General features: G+C 39.8%; 17 protein-coding genes. 3 read left to right on the top strand and 14 right to left on the bottom strand.

The genetic code is table 11. The annotated features are described in order from the left end of the window. From ACLS0A_RS09735 to ACLS0A_RS09725, 3 genes are all read left to right on the top strand, one after another. A partial coding sequence (locus ACLS0A_RS09735) for a glycosyltransferase (protein ID WP_423111575.1) occupies positions 1-1,982 on the top strand: 1,982 nt, incomplete at its 5' end. A gap of 21 nt (positions 1,983-2,003) precedes the next feature. Further along, positions 2,004-3,116, top strand: coding sequence for a mannose-1-phosphate guanylyltransferase/mannose-6-phosphate isomerase (locus ACLS0A_RS09730; RefSeq protein WP_416083410.1), 1,113 nt, complete (start codon positions 2,004-2,006; stop codon positions 3,114-3,116). Beyond that, positions 3,113-4,039 (top strand): glycosyltransferase family 2 protein, encoded by a 927-nt coding sequence (locus ACLS0A_RS09725; RefSeq protein WP_416083409.1) that lies wholly within the window; start codon positions 3,113-3,115, stop codon positions 4,037-4,039. Before ACLS0A_RS09730 ends, ACLS0A_RS09725 begins: the two co-directional genes overlap by 4 nt. 33 nt (positions 4,040-4,072) lie before the next feature. Here ACLS0A_RS09725 and ACLS0A_RS09720 read toward each other — a convergent pair whose 3' ends face one another. The 14 genes from ACLS0A_RS09720 to ACLS0A_RS09655 all read right to left on the bottom strand — a co-directional run. Further along, positions 4,073-4,651, bottom strand: coding sequence for an acetate uptake transporter (locus ACLS0A_RS09720; RefSeq protein WP_416083412.1), 579 nt, complete (start codon positions 4,649-4,651; stop codon positions 4,073-4,075). A 314-nt stretch (positions 4,652-4,965) separates the two neighbouring features. Next, entirely contained in the window at positions 4,966-9,228 is a 4,263-nt protein-coding gene (rpoC, locus tag ACLS0A_RS09715; protein ID WP_416083408.1) for a DNA-directed RNA polymerase subunit beta', read from the bottom strand. A gap of 98 nt (positions 9,229-9,326) precedes the next feature. Beyond that, positions 9,327-13,355, bottom strand: coding sequence for a DNA-directed RNA polymerase subunit beta (rpoB, locus tag ACLS0A_RS09710; RefSeq protein WP_416083407.1), 4,029 nt, complete (start codon positions 13,353-13,355; stop codon positions 9,327-9,329). Between the two features lie 354 nt (positions 13,356-13,709). After that, positions 13,710-14,081 (bottom strand): 50S ribosomal protein L7/L12, encoded by a 372-nt coding sequence (gene rplL / locus ACLS0A_RS09705; protein ID WP_250351166.1) that lies wholly within the window; start codon positions 14,079-14,081, stop codon positions 13,710-13,712. Between the two features lie 51 nt (positions 14,082-14,132). Next, complete coding sequence (rplJ, locus tag ACLS0A_RS09700) at positions 14,133-14,624, bottom strand: 50S ribosomal protein L10 (RefSeq protein WP_103854415.1); 492 nt, start codon at positions 14,622-14,624, stop codon at positions 14,133-14,135. A 372-nt stretch (positions 14,625-14,996) separates the two neighbouring features. Further along, positions 14,997-15,686 (bottom strand): 50S ribosomal protein L1, encoded by a 690-nt coding sequence (gene rplA, locus ACLS0A_RS09695; protein ID WP_416083406.1) that lies wholly within the window; start codon positions 15,684-15,686, stop codon positions 14,997-14,999. A 3-nt stretch (positions 15,687-15,689) separates the two neighbouring features. Continuing rightward, on the bottom strand, positions 15,690-16,118 hold the full coding sequence (rplK, locus tag ACLS0A_RS09690) for a 50S ribosomal protein L11 (RefSeq protein WP_103854413.1): 429 nt from the start codon (positions 16,116-16,118) through the stop codon (positions 15,690-15,692). Between the two features lie 225 nt (positions 16,119-16,343). Next, positions 16,344-16,895: a transcription termination/antitermination protein NusG gene (gene nusG / locus ACLS0A_RS09685; protein WP_103854984.1), complete on the bottom strand. Its 552-nt coding sequence runs from the start codon at positions 16,893-16,895 to the stop codon at positions 16,344-16,346. A 1-nt stretch (position 16,896) separates the two neighbouring features. Continuing rightward, positions 16,897-17,310 carry a preprotein translocase subunit SecE gene (gene secE / locus ACLS0A_RS09680; RefSeq protein ID WP_416083405.1) on the bottom strand — a complete coding sequence of 138 codons (414 nt, stop codon included), beginning with the start codon at positions 17,308-17,310 and terminating at the stop codon, positions 16,897-16,899. Between the two features lie 291 nt (positions 17,311-17,601). Then, positions 17,602-18,786, bottom strand: coding sequence for an elongation factor Tu (gene tuf, locus ACLS0A_RS09675; RefSeq protein WP_265754610.1), 1,185 nt, complete (start codon positions 18,784-18,786; stop codon positions 17,602-17,604). Positions 18,787-18,855: 69 nt separating this feature from the next. After that, the gene (fusA, locus tag ACLS0A_RS09670; protein ID WP_416083454.1) at positions 18,856-20,958 is read right to left on the bottom strand and encodes an elongation factor G; all 2,103 of its coding nucleotides are present in this window, start codon (positions 20,956-20,958) and stop codon (positions 18,856-18,858) included. Positions 20,959-21,063: 105 nt separating this feature from the next. Further along, on the bottom strand, positions 21,064-21,534 hold the full coding sequence (gene rpsG / locus ACLS0A_RS09665; protein WP_126371119.1) for a 30S ribosomal protein S7: 471 nt from the start codon (positions 21,532-21,534) through the stop codon (positions 21,064-21,066). A 127-nt stretch (positions 21,535-21,661) separates the two neighbouring features. Continuing rightward, on the bottom strand, positions 21,662-22,036 hold the full coding sequence (rpsL, locus tag ACLS0A_RS09660) for a 30S ribosomal protein S12 (RefSeq protein WP_013745731.1): 375 nt from the start codon (positions 22,034-22,036) through the stop codon (positions 21,662-21,664). A gap of 264 nt (positions 22,037-22,300) precedes the next feature. Continuing rightward, a partial coding sequence (locus ACLS0A_RS09655) for a VWA domain-containing protein (RefSeq protein ID WP_416083453.1) occupies positions 22,301-24,451 on the bottom strand: 2,151 nt, incomplete at its 5' end.

Raw genomic sequence — 24,451 nt, 5'->3', positions numbered from 1 at the left:
AAATACCAAAATTAACAACTGAAAAGCCCATTGACATTATTATTCCTGTATATAATGGATTCGATTATTTATTACCATTATTCAATAGCATTAAAAATAATACAAGTATTCCTTATAGATTATTAGTTTGCAATGATAAAAGTACAGATAAGAGAGTCAGTCCTTTTTTAAAAAGTATAAAAGAAAGCTACGGTATAAATTTTTTACTAATTGAAAATAATGAGAACCTTGGATTTATAAAAACAGTAAACAAATTGGTAGAATTAACAGATAATCATTTTGTTTTACTCAATACGGATGTAGAAGTTCCTCCTTATTGGTTAGAACGTTTGATGTATCCTATCTTCACCATGGAAAATATTGCTAGTACAACGCCATTCACAAATGCTGGAACTATCTGCAGTTTTCCTAAATACCTAGAAGATAATAAAATGCTTTTAGACCTTGATGTCAATCAAATAGATTCATATTTCAGAACAGTAAACTTTGAGAATACATATATAGAAATTCCCACAGCTGTAGGTTTTTGTATGGGAGTAAATAAGAAACTAGTAAAGAAAATTGGTATGTTTGATGAAATATATGGAAAAGGCTACTGCGAAGAGAATGACTGGTCACAAAGAGCAATAGTTGCAGGATATAAAAATATCCATGTAACTAACTTATTTGTTTTTCACAAACACGGAGGCTCTTTTCCATCCTTAGAAAAACAGAAGTTGCAAGAGAGAAATTACAATATTCTTATAGAAAGATATATAAACTACCCTAATGATGTGAATTTACTTATTGAAAGAAATGAGTTATCCAATCTCCGCAAAATGCTCGAAGCCAGAATTACTTTATCAAAAGATAAAGAAAATTTTCTAAACGGATATTACCGTCATATAAACATCTACTATATCGGCTATTTAAGCTCTACTATTGGAGTTGGAAGAGCATCTAGAGGATACATACATTTATTGGAAGAAATGGGATTTAATGTAATTAAATTTGATTTAAATGATCATTCTTGGAAAAACCAGGTTATAAATAATTTACTTTCTAATCCTCCACTATTTATTATCAATCACTATAATGCTCCTGAGACTCTTTTTATAGAAAAAGAATTCTTTGAAATATGTAAATATTTTAGCTGCGTAATTGGGATCTGGGCTTGGGAATCTGATAATCCTATTTTAGCTTTCAGGAAAGCATCAAAAAACTTGCATTCAGTGTGGGGTATCAGTAACTATATGATGAAAGCATTAAAAGATGTGCAATGCCACAAAGGAGTTCTTCAACATATTGTGGATGAAACTGAAGTGGAATCAAAAACCATACAAAGAGACTTAAAAAAAATAAGAGAAGAATATGAATTTATTGCTGGATATATTTTTGATCTAAATAGTTATTATTTCCGAAAAAATCCTGAAGGTGTTATAAAGTGTTTTAAAGAGGCCTTTAAAGATAAAGATGATGCATGCCTAATATTAAAAATATCTGGTATAAATAACAATATAAAAGATTATAATAAGATTTTAGATATTATTGGCAACGACTCTAGGATAAAGGTTTTTACTTCATTTTGGGAAAATGCTGAAATAAACTATTTCTATGAAATAATTGATGTATACTTAGCTCTATTCCGTTCAGAAGGATTTGGATTGACTATCGCCGAAGCCATGGTTAGCCATACCCCAGTAATCTGCACTAACTATTCTGGAGTTCAAGATTATATAGGAAACTCAATATTAAAAGTAGATTTTTCAATGATACAAATTCCAGATAATTGGGGGCCATATGAAAAAGGATGGCTGTGGGCCGACCCTAATATCTCAGAGGCTACGAATTATTTATTAAAACTTTATTATGATACTAATCTCAGGAAGAAATATGGAAGAGAGGGATACCTGACCGTTAAAAATGTTTTATCATATAAAAACACTGAGAAAAAATTACTATCTTTATTGAAAGAGTCACTAAACTCCACTCAACCTAATTAACCAATAAGGAAATGAAATAATATGCTTGAATATAATAATATGGAAAATGAAGATTTTTCTGTTCCAATATACCCAGTGATATTAGCAGGAGGGACGGGGTCTAGACTATGGCCGCTGTCTAGGGAGTCATATCCGAAACAATTCTTAAAATTTGGAAATAATGAACTATCCATGCTACAAACAACGATAAAAAGATTAGAAAAAATAAAAAATTGCCAACCTCCTTTAGTAATCTGTAATGATGCTCATCGCTTTATTGTTAAAGAGCAGCTTAGAGAAATAGGTGAAACAGAGTCTAGTATAATATTAGAACCATTTGGAAAAAATACGGCTCCAGCAGCCGCCCTCGCTTCGTTTTATTTAACCAGCAAGAATAAATCAGCAATAATTTTAATATTAGCAGCTGATCATTTTATCCAAGATATGGATACTTTCTGCGATACTATTAACACATATAAAAACTATACAGAAAAAAATATCTTGCTAACTTTTGGAATTAAACCTAATAAGCCTGAAACTGGATATGGATATATTAAGAAAGGAGATTATTTTTATAAAAATAGTTTTTTAGTGGAGAAGTTTGTTGAAAAACCTAATTATCAAATAGCACAAGAATATATAAATAGTGGTCGATATTTCTGGAACAGTGGAATTTTTATGTTTACAGCTCAGACTTATCTTGATGAATTAAAAAAATATAGACCTGATATTTATGATGTTTGTAAACTTTCTATTAATGACGCAATACAGGATGATAAATTTATACGAATAAAAGATAGTTCATATGAAAACTGTCCTCAGGACTCTATTGATTATGCTGTAATGGAAAGAACAAAAAAATCAATTGTGATACCAATAGATATTGGGTGGAATGATGTAGGGTCATGGAGTTCATTATGGGATATTTCTGAAAAAAATAATGATGGTAATGTTTTACAAGGAGATATAATCACATTAGAAAGCAATAATAATTATATATTTTCAGAACATGGAGTAATTTCAACGGTAGGTATTAAAGATCTAATCATCATACAAACGAAAGATGTTTTACTAATTGCAGAAAAAGATAGTACTCAAAAAATAAAACAAGTAGTAGAACGCTTGGATAGTCTAGGAAAATGCAAATATAAATGACATGGATTGCTATGAAAATAGCTCTATTTGTTCCCACTTATAATGCTGGTGAACTGTGGAAATCTTGGATTCAATCTTATCAACAGCAGAAATTAAAAGCAGATAAAGTTATTATTATCGACTCTTCTTCTCGCGATAAAACTATTGAATTATCTAAGCAGGCTAATTTTGAGGTAACTGTTATTCCTACTCGTGAGTTTAATCATGGTGGCACGAGAAATTTATCAGCCTCCTTGTCTAAGGACGCCGATATTTTCGTTTTTCTAACACAAGATGCGCTGCTCTCATCGCCCTTTAGCCTGCAAAAAATTATTGAACCATTTTCAGATTCTCAAGTAGGTGCTGTGTATGGCCGTCAACTTCCCCATAAAGATGCAAGTCCATTAGCTGCACATGCTCGCTTATTCAACTACCCAGACAAGACAATAATAAAAAGCCAAGAAGATATTGCTAGGCTAGGGATAAAAACAGTATTTATCTCTAATTCTTTTGCTGCATATCGAGCCTCTTTATTTAAAGAACTAGGAGGATTTCCCGATAATGTAATTATGGCAGAAGATATGCATTTAGCCGCAAGAATTATTGGGGCTGGATATAAGATTGCTTATTCTGCTAAAGCCACAGTACATCACTCCCATAACTACACTCCTTGGCAGGAATTTAAACGTTATTTTGATACGGGTGTCTTTCAAAAACAAGAAAATTGGATACAAGAAAAATTTGGCAAGCCAACAGGTGAAGGGCGGCGATTTGTACTATCTGAAATGAAATATCTAACAAAAAATGCTCCTTTTTGGATTCCTAGAGCAATATTTACGACCTTACTCAAATTTGTTGGATATAAATTGGGCACTTATTACGGTATATTACCGAAAACGTTTATTCGATTCTTCAGTATGCATAAACAATACTGGAATAAATAATGCAAATAAACATTATTTATTCCATACAACAAACTAAATCGGTAAAACCTCTCTACCGAAATTTTCGTTGATCATTTCTGCTGCGGCGAGGTAGAAAGCGCTGAGCGCGGTGATTAGGCCTAGGAAGCCGCCGATTTGTACTAAGCCGTGATAGCCAAAACCATCACCGATTGCTAGTGCGTAGAAGGTTAATACTAAGAAAAAGAACACTACACGCAGGGCTTTGGGTTTACTGAAAGAGGCGATGAACATCATTAAGGTGAATGTTCCCCACGCGGCTAGATAGCAGCCTAAAAATGCAGGGCTGGCTGTTGGCATAAATTGTACGAACAATGCCCAAGACCACCAAAATGATCCGTAGCTGATAAAGGCCGTGAAGCCAAAGGTGTTGCCTTTGCGGTATTCCATAATGCCTGCGATTAATTGTGCCGTTCCACCAAACGCGAATGCCATTGCAAGCACAATAGAAATGCCGTCTTGTTTATCAAAAATGCCTGCGTTAATTAAACTTAATAGCCAAGTAGTTAAAGCAAAACCGCATAACCCTAATGGGCCTGGGTTTGCCAATTTTTCTGTTGTTTGAGTTGTCATTTGTTTTCCTAGTTTGTTAATAAAATCAAAGGGCGGATTATGCTTGATATTGCTTTGAAAATAAAGCAATTTTATAGAAATTAAGCAGAAAAGTTTGGCTAAGATAATTTTTTAAGTGCGGTGGAAAATTTATGAATTTTTCACCGCACTTTATGTGCTTTGTTAAGCATACAAAACTCGGTAATACCAGCCAATATATTCTGTTCTATTCATTATTAAAATCGGTTTATTTGCTAAGTGCGGTAGAAAATTTTTGATTTTTTCACCGCACTTATTTATTCGTGCAAATAAAAAAGCCCGACACGATGTTCGGGCTTTTGGTTGCTTGTTAGCGATTATTCTGCATCTTCTGCCATATTTAACATTTCAGCAAGACTTGCGGTTGCATCGTCTGCGGTAAATGTAAATTCTGACGCAATTTCTTCATCAGAAATGGTTGATGCTTTGGTTGGCTGTTCAGGCTCAATGATACCTGCTGCACGGTTTTTCTGGCGTTGTTGGTGATACGCAAAACCTGTACCTGCTGGAATCAAACGCCCAACGATAACGTTCTCTTTCAAGCCACGCAACTCATCACGTTTACCTGCCACTGCGGCTTCTGTAAGCACGCGGGTGGTTTCTTGGAATGAGGCCGCTGAGATAAAGGATTCTGTCGCCAATGAGGCTTTGGTGATACCCAATAACTCACGCTCAAACTCAACCAATGGTTTACCTTCTGCTTCACGTTTTTGGTTAACCATTTTCACGCGTGCCACTTCCACTTGCTCACCCTCTAAGAACTCAGAGTCATAAGCCTTGGTGATGATGGCTTTACGCAACATTTGGCGAACGATAACTTCGATATGTTTATCGTTAATTTTTACCCCTTGTAAGCGGTAAACTTCTTGCACTTCGTTTACGATGTAATCTGTTACTGCGTGTACACCGCGCAAGCGTAGAATATCGTGTGGCGTTTCTGCTCCATCAGAAATGAGATCCCCACGTTCTACCATTTCGCCTTCAAATACGTTGAGCTGACGCCATTTTGGAATCATTTCTTCGTACACTTCACCCTCAGTTGGCGTGATGAGTAAGCGGCGTTTACCTTTGGTTTCTTTACCGAAGGAAACAATACCCGAAATTTCTGCTAGGATTGCAGGCTCTTTCGGTTTACGCGCTTCAAAGAGATCCGCTACGCGTGGAAGACCACCGGTAATATCTTTTGTTCCCGCTGATTCTTGTGGAATACGCGCAAGAGAATCCCCCACGTGAACTTCCGCACCATCTTCAAGAGTAACAATCGCTTTACCCGGTAAAGTGTACTGTGCAGGTATATCTGAACCTGCAACAAGAATGTCGTTGCCTTGCGCATCAACAAGTTTGATGGTTGGACGTAAATCCTTACCTGCTGTTGCACGTTCACCCACATCTTGTACTACGATTGAAGATAAACCAGTTAATTCATCAGTTTGACGAGTTACAGTTACACCGTCAGTAATATCTACGAATTTCACGAAACCTGATACTTCAGAAACCACAGGCATTGTATGTGGATCCCAGTTCGCTACGGTTTCGCCCGCGTTCACTTCATCACCATCTGCTTTGTTTAACACTGCACCATAAGGCACTTTATAATGCTCTTTGGTACGGCCAAATGCGTCAATAATGGTTAATTCCGTGTTACGCGAAGTTAAGACCAGTTTGCCTTCTTTGTTCGTTACGAATTTCACGTTGGCTAAACGTAACGTACCGTTATTCTTAACTTGAATGCTTGATTCTTTCGCAGCCGCAGATGCCGCACCACCGATATGGAACGTACGCATCGTTAGCTGTGTACCCGGCTCACCGATTGATTGCGCAGCGATAACCCCAACGGCTTCACCTTGGTTGATAAGGTGTCCGCGTGCAAGATCGCGTCCGTAACATTTCGCACACACACCAAAGTTGGTGTCACAGGTTACAACAGAGCGTACCTTGATGCTATCTACGGAATTTTCATCAATCAGATCACAAAGTTTTTCATCTAATAAAGTATTACGCGGAATTAAAACTTCGTCTGTACCCGGTTTTAAGATGTCTTCTGCCGCCACACGACCTAACACACGATCACGCAGAGGTTCTTTTACATCTCCCCCCTCGATTAATGGGGTCATTACGATACCTTCGTAAGTGCCACAGTCATCTTCGATGATTACTAAATCTTGTGCCACATCTACTAAACGGCGGGTTAAGTAACCAGAGTTCGCAGTTTTTAATGCCGTATCAGCCAAACCTTTACGCGCACCGTGGGTTGAAATAAAGTACTGAAGTACGTTCAAACCTTCACGGAAGTTTGCGGTAATTGGTGTTTCGATAATTGAGCCGTCTGGACGCGCCATCAAACCACGCATACCTGCAAGCTGACGAATCTGTGCGGCAGAACCACGCGCTCCAGAATCTGCCATCATAAAGATGCTGTTAAATGAAGCTTGTTTTTCTAGTTCGCCTTCACGGTTTACCACTTCTTCTTGAGAGAGGTTTTCCATCATCGCTTTGGCTACGCGCTCATTCGCCGCCGCCCAAATATCGATTACTTTATTATAACGCTCACCTGCTGTTACCAAACCTGACTGGAACTGCTCTTGGATTTCAGCCACTTCTTGTTCTGCCGCAGAAATAATTTCGTATTTCTTCGCCGGGATCACCATATCGTCAATACCTACTGATGAACCAGAACGTGCTGCGTAAGCAAAACCGGTGTACATAATTTGGTCAGCAAACATTACGCTCGCTTTCAATCCTAGACGGCGATAGCTTTCATTAATTAATTTAGAAATCGCTTTTTTGCCTAAGGTTTGGTTGAACAAGCTAAATGGCATACCTTTTGGTGCGATCATCCATAAAATGGCACGGCCAATTGTGGTATCCACAAGCGTGGTTTGTGGCACAAATTCGTTAGAGGCATCTTTCACATATTCTGTGATACGCACTTTCACACGAGAATGTAATTCCGCTTGACCTGTACGATAAGCTTTCTCTGCTTCGCGTGGATCTTGCAATAACATTCCTTCGCCTTTACCGTTCACTTTATCACGGGTCATATAGTAAAGACCTAATACAACGTCCTGTGATGGTACGATAATCGGCTCACCATTTGCTGGTGAAAGAATGTTGTTGGTTGACATCATTAAAGCGCGCGCTTCAAGCTGTGCTTCAAGGGTTAATGGCACGTGAACCGCCATTTGGTCACCATCGAAGTCCGCGTTGAACGCCGCACACACTAATGGGTGCAATTGAATCGCTTTACCTTCAATTAAGATCGGCTCAAAGGCTTGAATACCCAAACGGTGCAAGGTTGGCGCACGGTTCAATAGGATTGGGTGTTCACGAATTACTTCTGCCAAAATATCCCATACGATTGCGTCTTCACGCTCAACCATTTTCTTCGCTGCTTTGATTGTAGTTGCAAAGCCACGGCTTTCTAATTTGGCATAAATAAATGGACGGAATAATTCCAACGCCATTTTTTTCGGTAAACCACATTGATGTAGATGTAAGTATGGCCCTACGGTGATTACAGAACGGCCTGAGTAATCTACACGTTTACCCAATAAGTTTTGACGGAAACGACCTTGTTTACCTTTGATCATATCCGCAAGTGATTTCAATGGGCGGCGGTTAGAACCGGTAATTGCACGGCCACGGCGACCATTATCCAATAACGCATCAACAGATTCTTGTAGCATACGTTTTTCGTTACGCACAATAATATCTGGCGCGATCAAGTCTAATAAGCGTTTTAAACGGTTATTACGGTTGATCACTCGGCGATATAAATCGTTCAAATCTGAAGTAGCAAAACGTCCGCCATCAAGTGGAACTAATGGACGTAAATCTGGTGGTAACACTGGCAATACGGTCATCACCATCCATTCAGGTTTATTGCCTGATTGAATGAAAGATTCTAATAATTTTAAGCGTTTAGTGATTTTTTTGCGTTTAGTTTCTGAATTGGTTTCTTGCAATTCTTCACGCAAGGTTTCACATTCCACTTCTAGATCCATATCACGCAATAACGCTTGGATCGCTTCCGCACCCATTTTGGCTTCAAATTCATCGCCCCAACGGTCTTCTGCGTCCATATATTGTTCTTCCGTTAATAATTGACCTTTTTCAAGATCAGTCATTCCCGGCTCAGTAACAATGTAAGATTCAAAATAAAGTACACGTTCAATATCACGCAACGGCATATCTAATAATAAGCCGATACGGGACGGTAAAGATTTTAAGAACCAGATATGAGCAACAGGTGAAGCAAGCTCAATATGCCCCATACGTTCACGGCGAACTTTTGCTTGTGTCACTTCTACGCCACATTTTTCACAAATTACCCCACGGTGTTTTAAGCGTTTATATTTTCCGCATAAACATTCGTAGTCTTTCACTGGCCCGAAAATACGCGCACAGAAAAGCCCGTCACGCTCTGGTTTAAACGTACGGTAGTTGATGGTTTCAGGTTTCTTAACTTCACCAAATGACCAAGAACGGATCATATCCGGTGAGGCTAAACCAATTTTGATCACATCAAAATCTTCGCTGGATTTAGATTGTGCTTTTAAAAACTTAACTAAGTCTTTCACAGATTTTGCTCCTGTCGGAGTTAAACTTATCCAAGTGCGGTGTAAAATTTTGAATTTTTTCACCGCACTTGAGCGTACTTTAGCTTTCGCTTATCAGATTATTCTTCGTCTAAGTCGATGTTGATACCGAGTGAACGAATTTCTTTCATAATTACGTTGAAAGATTCTGGTGTACCCGGATCCATTTGTTGGTTGCCACTCACGATGTTTTTGTACATCTTCGTACGGCCGTTCACATCATCAGATTTAACGGTAAGCATTTCTTGTAGGGTGTAAGCGGCACCATAAGCTTCAAGCGCCCAAACCTCCATCTCACCGAAACGCTGACCACCGAACTGTGCTTTACCACCCAATGGTTGCTGCGTAACAAGACTATAAGAACCTGTTGAACGCGCGTGCATTTTGTCATCAACTAAGTGGTTCAATTTGAGCATATACATATAACCTACGGTTACTGGACGTTCAAATTTCTCACCTGTGCGACCATCATATAAGGTGATTTGACCTGAAGTTGGCAACCCACCTAGCTCTAATAAGCCTTTAATTTCTTCTTCGTGCGCACCATCAAATACTGGCGTAGCCAATGGTAAACCTTTGCGTAAGTTTTGCGCTAAACGCATCACTTCTTCATCGGTAAAAGTTGAAAGATCCACTTTTTGTGAACCACCACCTAAGTCATAGGCTTTTTGGATATAACCACGCAATTTCTCAACATCTTGTTTTTGCTTGATCATTGCATTGATTTGATCACCAATTCCTTTCGCCGCTAAACCTAAGTGCGTTTCAAGGATCTGACCGATGTTCATACGCGAAGGTACGCCCAGTGGGTTCAATACGATATCTACTGGCTGACCATTTTCGTCATACGGCATATCTTCAACTGGGTTGATTTTTGAGATAACCCCTTTGTTACCGTGACGACCCGCCATTTTATCCCCTGGTTGGATTTGGCGTTTCACCGCAAGATATACTTTCACTACTTTCAATACGCCCGGTGCAAGATCATCACCTTGGATAATTTTGCCACGTTTCACTTCAAGTTTATGCTCAAAGTCTTTACGAAGTTCTTCATATTGCTCAGCTAATTGCTCTAACTGGCTTTGCTTCGCTTCGTCTGAAAGGGTTTGTTCTAACCATTTGGTGCGGTCTAATTGATCTAATTGCGCAGCGTCAATTCCGCCTGAAATCAATAAGTTGCGAACGCGAGCAAACAAGCCTGCTTCTAAGATCTCTAATTCTTCCACAAGATCTTTCTTCGCTTGTTTTAACTGCATTTCTTCGATTTCTAAGGCACGTTTATCTTTTTCTACGCCATCACGGGTGAACACTTGAACGTCAATAACCGTACCAGATACGCTGTTTGGTACGCGTAATGAAGAGTCTTTTACATCAGACGCTTTTTCACCAAAGATTGCACGTAATAATTTTTCTTCTGGGGTTAATTGCGTTTCACCTTTTGGTGTTACTTTACCCACAAGAATATCGCCGCCTTTTACTTCCGCACCGATATACACAATCCCTGATTCATCAAGTTTGCTTAATGCAGCTTCACCTACGTTTGGAATATCTGCAGTGATTTCTTCAGAACCAAGTTTGGTATCACGCGCCACACAAGAAAGCTCTTGAATGTGAATGGTGGTGAAACGATCTTCTTGCACCACACGCTCAGACACTAACATTGAGTCTTCGAAGTTATAACCATTCCAAGGCATAAATGCCACACGCATATTTTGACCAAGAGCAAGTTCACCAAGATCCGTTGATGGCCCGTCCGCAAGGATTTCACCACGCTCAATTGGCTCGCCTAATTTCACGCAAGGAATTTGGTTAATACAAGTATTTTGGTTAGAGCGGGTATATTTCACCAAGTTGTAAATATCGATCCCTGCTTCGCCAGCCACGGTTTCATCTTCGTTTACTTTTACAACGATACGCGAAGCATCAACGTATTGGATTGTTCCACCACGTTTTGCCACGACCGCCACGCCTGAGTCTAACGCCACAGGTTTTTCCATACCTGTACCGACTAATGGTTTATCCGCACGCAAGGTTGGTACGGCTTGGCGTTGCATGTTCGCCCCCATCAAGGCACGGTTGGCATCATCGTGTTCAAGGAACGGGATAAGCGCTGCTGCCACAGAAACGATTTGCTGTGTGGATACGTCCATATAGTGAATTTCTTCTGGACGATATAAACCAGACTCACCGTGTTCACCACGACAGGTTACGAAAGTATCGGTAAAACGTAACTCATCATCTAAGTTTGAGTTCGCCTGCGCGATGATATATTTGCCTTCTTCAATAGCAGATAAATATTCAATTTCTTCAGTAACCTGGCCGTTTACCACTTTGCGGTATGGTGTTTCTAAGAAACCATAATCGTTAGTACGCGCATACACCGCTAAAGAGTTGATCAAACCGATGTTTGGACCTTCAGGGGTTTCGATTGGACACACGCGACCATAGTGAGTTGCGTGAACATCTCGCACCTCAAAACCTGCACGTTCACGAGTTAAACCACCTGGACCTAAGGCAGAAATACGGCGTTTATGGGTTACTTCTGAAAGCGGGTTATTTTGATCCATAAACTGAGAAAGTTGTGATGAACCAAAGAATTCTTTCACCGCTGCTGAAATTGGTTTGGCGTTGATTAAATCTTGTGGTGTAACAGCTTCGAGATCGCCTAAAGAAAGACGCTCTTTCACCGCACGCTCAACACGCACTAAACCAATACGGAATTGGTTTTCTGCCATTTCACCTACCGAACGAATACGGCGGTTACCTAAGTGGTCAATATCATCTACCTCACCACGGCCGTTACGGATATCGATTAATTTACGCATTACATTAACGATATCTTCTTTGCTTAAAATGCCGCTGCCAGTGGTTTCTTCAATGCCTAAAGAGCGGTTGAATTTCATACGACCTACCGCAGATAAATCATAGCGATCTGGTGAGAAGAACAGGTTATCAAATAAACCTTCTGCCGCTTCTTTTGTTGGCGGCTCACCTGGACGCATCATACGATAGATTTCAACCAATGCACTTAAGCGATCAGTAGTTGGATCAACGCGTAAGGTATCAGAAATATACGGGCCGTAGTCTAAATCGTTAGTAAATAGGGTTTCGATCGTTTTGTAACCTGCTTGAGCGAGTTTCGCTAAAATCTCTAGCGTAATTTCACCATTGGCAGGACAAATCACTTCGCCAGTTTCAAGATCAACATAATCTTTCGCAGCCACTTTACCCACAATGTATTCGGTTGGCACTTCAACCTGAGTCACATTGTCTTTTTCAAGGGCGCGGATATGACGAGCTGTAATGCGGCGACCGACTTCAACATAAGTTTTTCCATTTGCCACAATATCGAAAGTTGCTGTTTCACCACGTAATCTTTCTGGCACTAAGGTCATTAATAATTTGTTATCTTCAATTTGGAAAACAACTTTATCGAAGAATAAGTCTAAAATTTCTTCTGTTGTATAGTTTAATGCACGCAAAATAATGGTTGCCGGCAATTTACGGCGGCGGTCAATACGCGCATATAAGTTATCTTTCGGATCGAACTCAAAATCTAACCAAGAACCACGGTAAGGAATAATACGTGCGTTATAAAGCACTTTTCCTGATGAGTGCGTTTTACCTTTGTCGCTATCAAAGAATACGCCTGGGCTACGGTGTAATTGCGAAACGATTACACGCTCAGTACCATTAATCACAAATGTTCCGTTATCTGTCATTAATGGGATTTCACCCATATAAACTTCTTGTTCTTTAATATCTTTAATTGTGCCTGGCGCGGCATCTTTGTCATAGCTAACAAGACGTAATTTCACACGCAATGGTGCAGCATAAGTGGTGCCGCGAATTTGACATTCACGCACATCAAATACTGGCTCGCCTAAGCGATAGCTCACATATTGCAATTCCGTATTGCCATTGTTGCTGACAATTGGAAATACAGAACGGAATGCCGCTTCTAAGCCTTGCTGACCATCTGGATCTCTTTGGATAAATTTATCGAAAGAATCAAGTTGAATAGTTAATAAATAAGGTACATTTAAAACTTGCGGACGTTTGCCGAAGTCTTTACGAATACGTTTTTTCTCAGTATAGGAGTAACCCATTGGTTTTCCTCAGTAAATTTTAGTGAGACCGAGTTGATATAAAAGAAAAGTGCGGTGATTTTTTCACGCATTTTTATCATATCAATGATGAATCCGTTTTCAGATACCGCACTCTGAACCTTACTTCTGATGAGCGGGTTGCCATCAAACTACCAGAAAACTAGCCTGATTCACGCAACAAAACGGTGATTATTCAGTATATTTTTAATCCAAAAAGGTTTGTGAATTAAAAATGGCTGGGTATTATATAAGAATAAATAAATAAAAGTCAAGGGACTAAAAAGCATATAAACAAAAACCCCGATATTTCTATCGGGGTTTTTAGAACCAGAATTGGTCGCGGAAAAATCAAAATTATTTGATTTCTACTTGTGCGCCAGCTTCTTCTAATTCTTTCTTAAGTGCTTCAGCTTCTGCTTTAGCGATGCCTTCTTTCAATACTGCTGGCGCAGATTCAACTAAGTCTTTCGCTTCTTTTAAGCCTAAGCCAGTTGCACCACGTACTGCTTTGATAACTGCTACTTTGTTAGCACCTGCTGCTGCAAGAACTACATCGAATTCAGTTTTTTCTTCTGCTGCACCAGCGTCACCGCCAGCTGCTACTGCTACTGCAGCCGCTGCTGCTGAAACACCAAATTTTTCTTCCATCGCAGAGATTAATTCTACGATTTCAGTTACTGATTTAGAAGCAATCGCTTCAATAATTTGTTCGTTAGTTAATGACATAACAATCAATTCCTAAAGTAAATAAGTTAAACCTGGTAAGAAACGCTTGGATTAAGCTGCTTCTTGTAATTTGTCGCGTAATGCTGCAAGAGTGCGAACAAGTTTGCCTGCCGCTGCTTCTTTCATTGTACCCATTAAACGTGCAATTGCTTCTTCGTAAGTCGGTAATGTTGCTAAGAATTCAACATCTTGGATCTTACCTTCAAAGGCTGCACCTTTAATTTCAAACTTATCATTTGCTTTTGCAAAATCTTTGAACAAACGTGCTGCTGCACCTGGGTGTTCAGTAGAGAATGCGATAAGTGTTGGACCTACAAACGCATCTTTTAAGCATTCGTAATCAGTGCCTTCAACTGCACGGCGTAATAAAGTGTTACGCACAACACGCATTGAAACACCAGCTTCACGAGCTGCTTTACGTAATTCAGTCATTTTATCAACGGTTACACCACGAGAATCCGCGATAACTGCTGATAGGGCACCTTTGGCTGCTTCATTTACTTCAGCAACAATTGCTTGTTTGTCTTGAAGATTTAATGCCATTGGCTGTTAGCTCCTGATACACTCCGCCTAAGCGGAACTTCTAAAAAATCTCAAAAAATCCACCGCACTTTTTACTACAAGGCAATTTCTTTTTTGAGGCTAAGGTGTCCAGAAGCAGAAAATTCTGTCTGTCCACCATCTACGCAGGCGTTAAAATTAAGAAATGATTCGCATCATTTCGCCTACGGTCTTGGACGGGGCTTGATAGTAAGCACCATCAAAAATCTGCCTAAGCAGATTTAGGTCGGGCATTATAGATATATTTATAATCAATGTAAACAAAAAGTTCTAATCAGCATCAATTTTTATATCTAAATACCAATCATAAAAAAACGGCTTATTCCATTTGATAAGCCGTTTTCAAAACTCAAATTATAGGCTGCTTTGATCTACTGCAACGCCTGCACCTTGAGTGGTAGAAAGACTTACTTTCTTAATGAATACACCTTTTGCAGAAGCTGGTTTTGCTTTTGTTAAGGCGGCTAGTAATGCTTGTAAGTTTTCTTTTAATTGCTCAGGGGTGAAATCTGCTTTACCAATTGTGGTGTGAATGATACCGTTTTTATCATTACGGTAACGAACCTGACCAGATTTTGCATTTTTCACTGCTTCAGCAACGTTTGGAGTTACAGTACCCACTTTCGGGTTTGGCATTAAGCCACGAGGCCCTAAGATTTGACCTAACTGACCTACAACACGCATTGCATCAGGAGAAGCGATAACAACATCAAAGTCCATTTCGCCTTTCTTGATTTGCTCTGCTAAATCTTCCATACCCACTAAATCTGCACCAGCTTCTTTCGCTGCTTCTGCGTTAGCACCTTGAGTGAACACAGCAACGCGAACGTTACGACCTGTACCGTTTGGTAATACAGTCGCACCACGAACGTTTTGGTCAGATTTACGTGCATCAATACCTAAATTTACTGCCACATCAACGCTTTCTACGAATTTAGAGCTAGTAAATTGTTTTAATACTGCGATCGCATCATTGATTTCATAAGCTTTGGTTGAATCAACACCCGCTTTGATTGCTTTCATACGTTTGGTTAGTTTAGCCATTGATTAGTCCTCCACTACCAAACCCATTGAACGTGCAGTACCTTCAATAGATTTCATCTTAGTTTCGATTGTTGCACCAGTCATATCCGCTGCTTTAGTTTCTGCGATTTCACGGATTTGTGCTTGAGTTACTTTACCTACTTTATCTTTGTTCGGTTTACCAGAACCAGATTTAATGCCAGCTGCTTTTTTCAATAATACCGCTGCTGGTGGAGTTTTAGTAACAAAAGTGAATGAACGGTCTGCATATACAGTGATCACTACTGGAATCGGTAAACCTTTTTCTAAACTCTCAGTACGAGCGTTGAATGCTTTACAGAATTCCATAATGTTCACACCTTGTTGACCTAATGCAGGACCAACTGGTGGTGAAGGGTTAGCCATACCTGCTGCAACTTGCAACTTAATATAGGCTTGAACTTTCTTTGCCATTTTAATTTCCTCGTTATGGGTGATAACGCTTTTCAGCTCCCCGTGATTGAAAGCACCTTATAGTAAAATTACCTAACAGTGCGATTACATAAAAATACGAGCAAGGTTTGCTCGTAAGGTTGCGAATTATACAAATTCTTGTGAATGTTGCCAAGTAAAAATTACTGTTTAATTAGGCTAAAAAATGGCAAGTATTACCTTGCCATCTGTAATTCACTTTTACTATTAATTATTTTTCTCTACTTGTCCAAACTCTAACTCAACAGGTGTTGCACGACCAAAGATTGAAACAGAAACTTTTAGGCGACCTTTATCGTAATCGACCTCTTCCACTGTTCCGTTAAAGTCAGCAAATGGACCTTCTTTAACACGTACATCTTCACCCGGTTGGAATACGGTTCTTGGTTTCGGTTTATCAGAATTTTGCTCAAGGCGATTTAAGATAATATCAGCTTCGCGATTGCTGATCGGGGCAGGTTTATCTGGCGTACCGCCGATAAAGCCCATTACGCGTGGCACACTGCGCACAAGCTGCCAAGTGTAATCATTCATTTCCATTTGCACTAATACATAGCCTGGGAAATATTTACGTTCGCTTTTACGGCGTTTACCACCAACATTCTCAACCACTTCTTCGGTCGGCACAAGCACTTCACCAAATTGATCTTCCATTTGGTGCAATTTAATATATTCGCGTAATGTTGCTGCTACACGGCCTTCAAAGCCAGAAAATGCTTGTAACACATACCAGCGTTTTTTTGGAGTATTCTCTGTCATCTTAGAACCTCAAATTTGTTAAGAAATTAATTACAGAAACAATAATAGAATCAAGCCCCCATAAAATTAGGGAAACAATCATTGTAACAGCCATTACAATCAAGGTTGTTTGCATCGCCTCAGAACGTGTTGGCCATACAATTTTTCTTAATTCTGTTCTAGAGTCTTTTAAAAAGGCTCGTGCTTTTGTTCCTTGGTTAGTAATTGCTAAAATTCCCAAAGCAACAAATAATAAGATCACTACCGCAACCACGCGGATCGGAGTAGAAAATTGATCTGCAAAATAAATATTTCCCACTGCTGCAACGGCAATGATGACAATGCCGAGTAGCCATAAAAAGGTATTTAGTCCTTTCGATTTTTGAAGATGTTCCGCTTGTTCAGCGTGTTTCTTTTTATCAATATTTGACGCCATAATTGTATCCATTATTCAATTAAAATCGGGATGCTGTTTTGAACGGGGAATTGTAGCATTTTCTTATTTTATTGCCTATTAAAAATGAGAGAAATTTTCGTGATTTCATACAATAAGGACATAAATCTACTCAAAGAAAAAATCCCTAAAATTTACACCGCACTTTATTTATTCTTTTATAACAAAAGTGCGGTCATTTTTTCCAGATTTTTCATTCAAAAATCCAAGCAAAACAAAAGGGCATCTTTCGATGCCCTCTCTTAACTTTCTAGTGCTACCTAGCAATCATCATTATTTGATGATTTTCGCTACCACACCCGCACCTACTGTACGGCCACCTTCACGAATCGCAAAGCGTAAACCTTGGTCCATCGCGATTGGGTGAATTAAGCTTACTGTCATTTTGATGTTATCGCCTGGCATTACCATTTCCACGCCTTCTGGTAACTCGATTGTACCTGTTACGTCAGTTGTACGGAAATAGAATTGTGGACGGTAACCTTTGAAGAATGGAGTGTGACGACCACCTTCTTCTTTTGATAATACGTAAACTTCTGATTCGAAGTCTGTGTGTGGTGTGATTGAACCTGGTTTCGCTAATACTTGACCACGTTCGATTTCTTCACGTTTTGTACCACGTAATAATGCACCGATGTTTTCACCCGCACGACCTTCGTCAAGTAATTTACGGAACATTTCTACACCTGTTACGGTAGTTTTCGCAGTTTCTTTGATACCTACGATTTCTACTTCATCACCAGTGCGGATAATACCACGCTCTACACGGCCTGTTACTACTGTACCACGACCTGAGATTGAGAATACGTCTTCGATTGGTAATAAGAATGGTTGGTCAATCGCACGCTCTGGCTCTGGAATGTATGTGTCTAAGTGGTTTGCTAACTCAAGGATTTTTTCTTCCCATTGCGCATCGCCTTCTAACGCTTTTAACGCTGAACCACGTACGATTGGTGTATCATCACCTGGGAAATCATATTGAGAAAGAAGTTCACGCACTTCCATTTCTACTAATTCTAATAACTCTTCGTCATCTACCATATCGCATTTGTTTAAGAATACGATGATGTATGGTACACCTACTTGGCGTCCTAATAAGATGTGCTCACGAGTTTGTGGCATTGGGCCGTCTGTCGCTGCTACTACTAAGATTGCACCGTCCATTTGCGCCGCACCAGTAATCATGTTTTTAACATAGTCCGCGTGTCCCGGGCAGTCAACGTGTGCGTAGTGACGTGTTGGAGTATCATATTCAACGTGTGAGGTGTTGATGGTGATACCACGTGCTTTTTCTTCTGGCGCGTTATCAATTTGGTCAAATGCGCGTGCCGCACCACCGTAGTGTTTCGCTAATACGCTGGTGATTGCTGCTGTTAAAGTTGTTTTACCATGGTCAACGTGGCCGATTGTACCCACGTTTACGTGCGGTTTTGTACGTTCAAATTTTTCTTTAGACATTGCTAATGTTTCCTTTATGTGAAATCTCGTAGCACCTTGAGATGCTACGAAGTTTTATTGAATCAAAAATTATTTTTTACGTGCTTCAATTACTGCAGCTGCAACACTTGAAGGTGCTTCAGCATATTTCAATGGTTCCATTGAGTATGATGCACGACCTTGAGTTTGTGAACGAAGATCTGTTGCATAACCAAACATTTCAGAAAGTGGAACTTCTGCATTGATTTTAACAACAAATTCACTTGCTTCTTGGCCATTTACCATAGCACGACGACGGCTTAAATCACCAATTACATCACCCACATACTCTGGTGGAGTTTCAACTTCCACTTTCATAATTGGCTCAAGTAATACTGGGTTTGCTTTGCTAAACGCTGCTTTAAATGCTAATGATGCAGCAAGTTTAAATGCTAACTCAGATGAGTCCACATCGTGGTATGAACCGAAGTGTAAACGAACACCGATATCAACCACTGGGTAACCCGCTAATGGACCAGATTTAAGTTGCTCTTGGATACCTTTATCAACTGCAGGGATATATTCACCAGGAATTACACCGCCTTTGATTTCGTTGATAAATTCGTAACCTGGACCTTCTGGATCTAATGGGTACAAGTCGATAACAACGTGACCATATTGACCGCGACCACCAGATTGTTTTGCGTGTTTACCTTCAACATCGTTCACACGAGTACGGATAGTTTCACGGTAAGATACTTGTGGTTTACCGATATTCGCTTCCACTTTAAACTCACGTTTCATACGGTCAACGATGATGTCTAAGTGTAACTCACCCATACCTGAAATGATGGTTTCACCTGATTCTTCATCAGTGTGAACACGGAATGAAGGGTCTTCTTGTGCAAGACGACCTAATGCCAAGCCCATTTTCTCTTGGTCTGCTTTGGTTTTTGGTTCTACCGCAACAGAGATTACTGGCTCAGGGAATTCCATACGCTCAAGGATAATTGGCGCATCGATAGCACATAATGTATCACCTGTACCAACATCTTTTAAGCCGATTGCTGCTGCGATGTCTCCCGCACGAACTTCTTTGATCTCTTCACGTTTGTTTGCATGCATTTGAACGATACGACCAAAACGCTCACGTTTATCTTTTACCGAGTTCAATACTGTCGCACCAGACTCAACCACACCAGAATATACACGGAAGAAGGTTAAGTTACCTACAAATGGGTCAGTTGCAATTTTGAATGCAAGTGCTGCAAATGGTTCATTATCATCTGCGTGACGCTCACCTTCAGTTTCATCAGGGTTGATCCCTTTGATTGAAGCGATGTCTGTTGGTGCTGGTAAGTAATCAATTACCGCATCAAGCATTGCTTGAACACCTTTATTTTTGAACGCTGAGCCACAAGTTACAAGAATGATTTCAGTATCTAACGCACGTTGACGTAACGCACCTTTGATTTCTTCTTCGGTAAGCTCTTCACCACCAAGGTATTTTTCCATTAACTCTTCTGAAGCTTCTGCTGCTGCTTCAACAAGGTTTTGGTGCCATTCTTCACATAATTCAACCATATCTGTAGGAATATCATCATAGGTAAATGTCATACCTTGATCAGCTTCATTCCAGTTGATTGCTTTCATTTTGATTAGGTCAACAACACCTTTGAAGTTTTCTTCTGCACCGATTGGAAGTTGTAAAGGAACAGCATTACCACCTAAGCGAGTTTTGATTTGCTCAACAACGCGTAGGAAGTTTGCACCAGTACGGTCCATTTTGTTTACGAACGCGATACGAGGTACTTTATATTTGTTTGCTTGACGCCATACAGTTTCAGACTGAGGTTGAACCCCACCTACTGCACAGTAAACCATTACCGCACCATCAAGAACACGCATTGAACGTTCTACTTCGATAGTAAAGTCAACGTGTCCCGGAGTATCGATAACGTTGATACGGTGTTGTGGATATTGCTGAGACATACCAGACCAGAAAGCCGTTGTTGCCGCAGAAGTAATGGTAATACCACGCTCTTGTTCTTGTTCCATCCAGTCCATGGTAGCTGCACCATCATGCACCTCACCAATTTTGTGACTAACACCTGTATAGAATAGAATACGCTCTGTGGTTGTTGTTTTACCAGCATCAATGTGAGCACTAATACCGATATTACGATAGCGCTCAATAGGAGTTACACGAGCCATTATTATTTCCTTGTTTGGAATTCAATAAATTAAAATTTTAAATATGGATAAGGCTTCACCGCATAGCAAAATGTGATGAAGCCTAAAAATCGTTTGATTAACTGATTACCAACGGTAATGAGCAAACGCTTTGTTAGCTTCAGCCATACGGTGAACGTCTTCACGTTTTTTCACTGCTGCACCTTTGTTTTCTGATGCATCAGATAATTCGTTTGCTAAACGTAAAGCCATTGATTTATCACCACGTTTACGTGCTGCTTCAACGATCCAACGCATACCTAATGCGTTACGACGAGCTGGGCGCACTTCAACTGGCACTTGATAAGTAGAACCACCAACACGGCGAGATTTAACCTCAACGGTTGGACGTACGTTTTCTAGTGCGATTTCAAATGCTTCTAAAGCTTCTTTACCTGTACGTTGAGCTAAGGTATCTAACGCACCATAAACGATTGATTCTGCGATAGATTTTTTACCATCTACCATTAATACATTAATAAATTTCGCAAGTAATTCTGATCCAAACTTTGGATCTGGAAGAATTTTGCGTGGTTCAATACGACGACGACGTGGCATTGCAATTTCTCCGTTTTTTAATCTTCAGGATTATCCAAAACTCTTTGTGTAAGAGATCTTACGTTTACTGGAGTTTATGATAATTATTTAATTTAATTAGCGTTTGGCCTTACTTAACGGAGAACCATTAAGCTTTAGGACGTTTAACGCCGTATTTAGAACGACCTTGTTTACGATCTTTAACGCCAGCACAGTCTAATGCACCACGCACAGTGTGATAACGCACACCTGGTAAATCTTTAACACGACCGCCACGGATAAGCACAACGCTGTGCTCTTGAAGGTTATGACCTTCACCGCCGATATAAGAAGTTACTTCGTAACCATTTGTTAAACGAATACGGCACACTTTACGTAATGCTGAGTTCGGTTTTTTAGGTGTAGTTGTGTACACACGAGTACACACGCCACGTTTCTGCGGGCAAGCCTCTAATGCAGGAACGTTGCTTTTTACAACCTTTTTCACACGCGGTTTGCGTACTAATTGGTTGATAGTTGCCATTAAAAAAGCTCCAGTTTAATAGTTGTTATTCATAAAAGAATGTTTACTTTTTGTTCTACCTTAGAATAGATAGATGCCGAATTTTAATCTTGAATGCGCTTAATGTCAAGATTTGCGGAAAATAACGCAAAAAAACACCGCACTTATAAATTTAGATAAAAAGACCTAGCATTTCAGTGAAGTATTTATCTAACCAACATTTAAGTGAATTTAATACATTATTAAAAGTCCATCAAAAGATGGACTTATTAACTTAATAATTAACTAAATAATAAAGTTTGCACTGACCAACAATTCATCAATGCTATTCGCAGTTGAGTCATTGATGGTGATGCTGTTGTTGTACTCGTGGTGGTTTGGCTCGCCTGACTTGAAGGTCAGCTTGTGCTCGGTCGCATTCCAGTTTGCATCGTATTCAGACTTGAATACTTCTGCGCTAGTGATGCCCACGAAGGTAAGCTTATCGCCCCCAGCAGCGTTGAAATCAGTGATGGTATCATCACCATTACCACCTTTTAGGCTATACACAAACTGATCAGCGCCTGCACCGCCGGTTAATGTATCGTTACCACCGCCGCCGATAATAATATCGTTACCATTACCGCCATTGATAGTATCATTGCCACCTTGATCACGATTATCTAAATAGTCGCTCCAATGTTCTCTGAGATGTTCCATAATTTGAGTGTCTGTCGGCTCCACTCCATTATTCTCACCCCATTTAATATATTCAATCAGAGCACTATAGCTATCGCCATCATGGCTGCCTGCTAAATGAGCAATACCATTCTCATTCCAAGACAAATGATCTGTGTTTAATGCATCGCCAAATAAAACATCATCACCAGAGTTACCTACAATGTTATCACTACCTACATCAAGTAGAATCTTAGTAACAGAGCCATTAACCAAGATATTTGCTAATTCATCGGTATCATTAGTAATAAGAGCCTCTCCTGTCTTACCTTTAAATGTAACAGTGGTGACATTACGTCCCCCTGCAGCAGTTATATCAAGCGATTTAAACTCACCCGTTCCACCAGTATTGTCAAAAAACTGTAAGGCATCTGCCATTCTCTCCCCACTAGGCATTTCTTTTTCACCAAAACCGATCGCATGAACTTCACTCAATTCAGCCACCTTCTTATACTCAGTAATAGCTCTCTCTACATCATCTTTCTCCATGTCTTTAATTACTTTACCGAGAAAATGATCATTAACATTTGGTACACCATCCGATAGGAAAATGGTTGTATTAGTATAACCATTACCTTGATGTTTGGTGATCCATGGCAATACTGTTTTAAAGGCAGCCTCATAGTTAGTATCACCACCAGCATTAATATTATTAATAGCATTTTTTAGCTTCTGCTCACTACCAACTGGGTCAGAAGTGTAATCATCTATCGAGAAGATTTGTTTGGCACTGTCACTAAATGTAACAAATTGCACATTAACCTTCCCAGTATGATCTTTTATATGCTCAGCAAATTTAGACAATGCCTCTTTTGCCATCTCCAAATATGTTGATCCGTTCGAAGCCCTAAATGTCTTCATTGATCCTGAAATATCTAAAAGAATGCTAACATTGTAATCAACACCAGGTGTAAATCGAGTTTCACTACCACCTTTATCACCTACGAGAATATCATCGCCATTATTTCCTTGAATAGAGTTATTAGCATTATCACCAATAGCTAACATTGATAGTACTTTTTTCTCTATATCAGCTTCATCATGACCTTTTTCACTTATATTAGGTGCAAGAACCCCATCTTTATTTACGGCTTGGTCTGCAATCGTTGCTTCAACCTTCAGATCTTTACCTTCAGTAGGCAATTGATTTTCAGGTAGATGAATAAAGATGCCATCATCAATCTGCTTTTGATTTTCAATAGCAATCACTTCTTCTCTATCGAAGTTACCATCGCCATTAGTATCGATCTTCACGGTTACTTTATCACCGATCTGTAGCGCAGTTTTTTCATTTGACGTATCAAAAGTTACTTTGATGTCAACACCATCCTTACGCTCATCAGGTGTAAGGTGACCATCATTATCGCCATCTGAAGTAATCTCGACAGTTGGTTTAGCCGGTGGTGTCACATCAAGTGCAGTAGCACGGTTGTCGCCACTAGTATTATTGTGAGCATCTGTCGCATTCGCCGTTACCTCACTACCATCTTTCACCTTATCTTCAGGGATAGTCACTGCACCTGTTGTTGGATCAGCCCTCAAGCCATCAGGGTTCTCACCCATCACTTTCCACTGACCATCATCACCTTTTTCAACAGTTACCGTATGTTCTACACCCTTTTCATCAGTGTACTTGAACGTCACTTTTTTAGTGTCGTCATTCTGGTTTGGTGTCACTGTCACACTACCATTTTCATTGGCGGTTACAGTTGGCGCCTC

It is taken from the genome of Avibacterium volantium (genome assembly GCF_049366555.1).
Lineage (GTDB): Bacteria > Pseudomonadota > Gammaproteobacteria > Enterobacterales > Pasteurellaceae > Avibacterium > Avibacterium volantium_A.
Note: the sequence above shows the minus strand (reverse complement) of the source record. Positions and strands in the feature narration are given on the sequence as shown.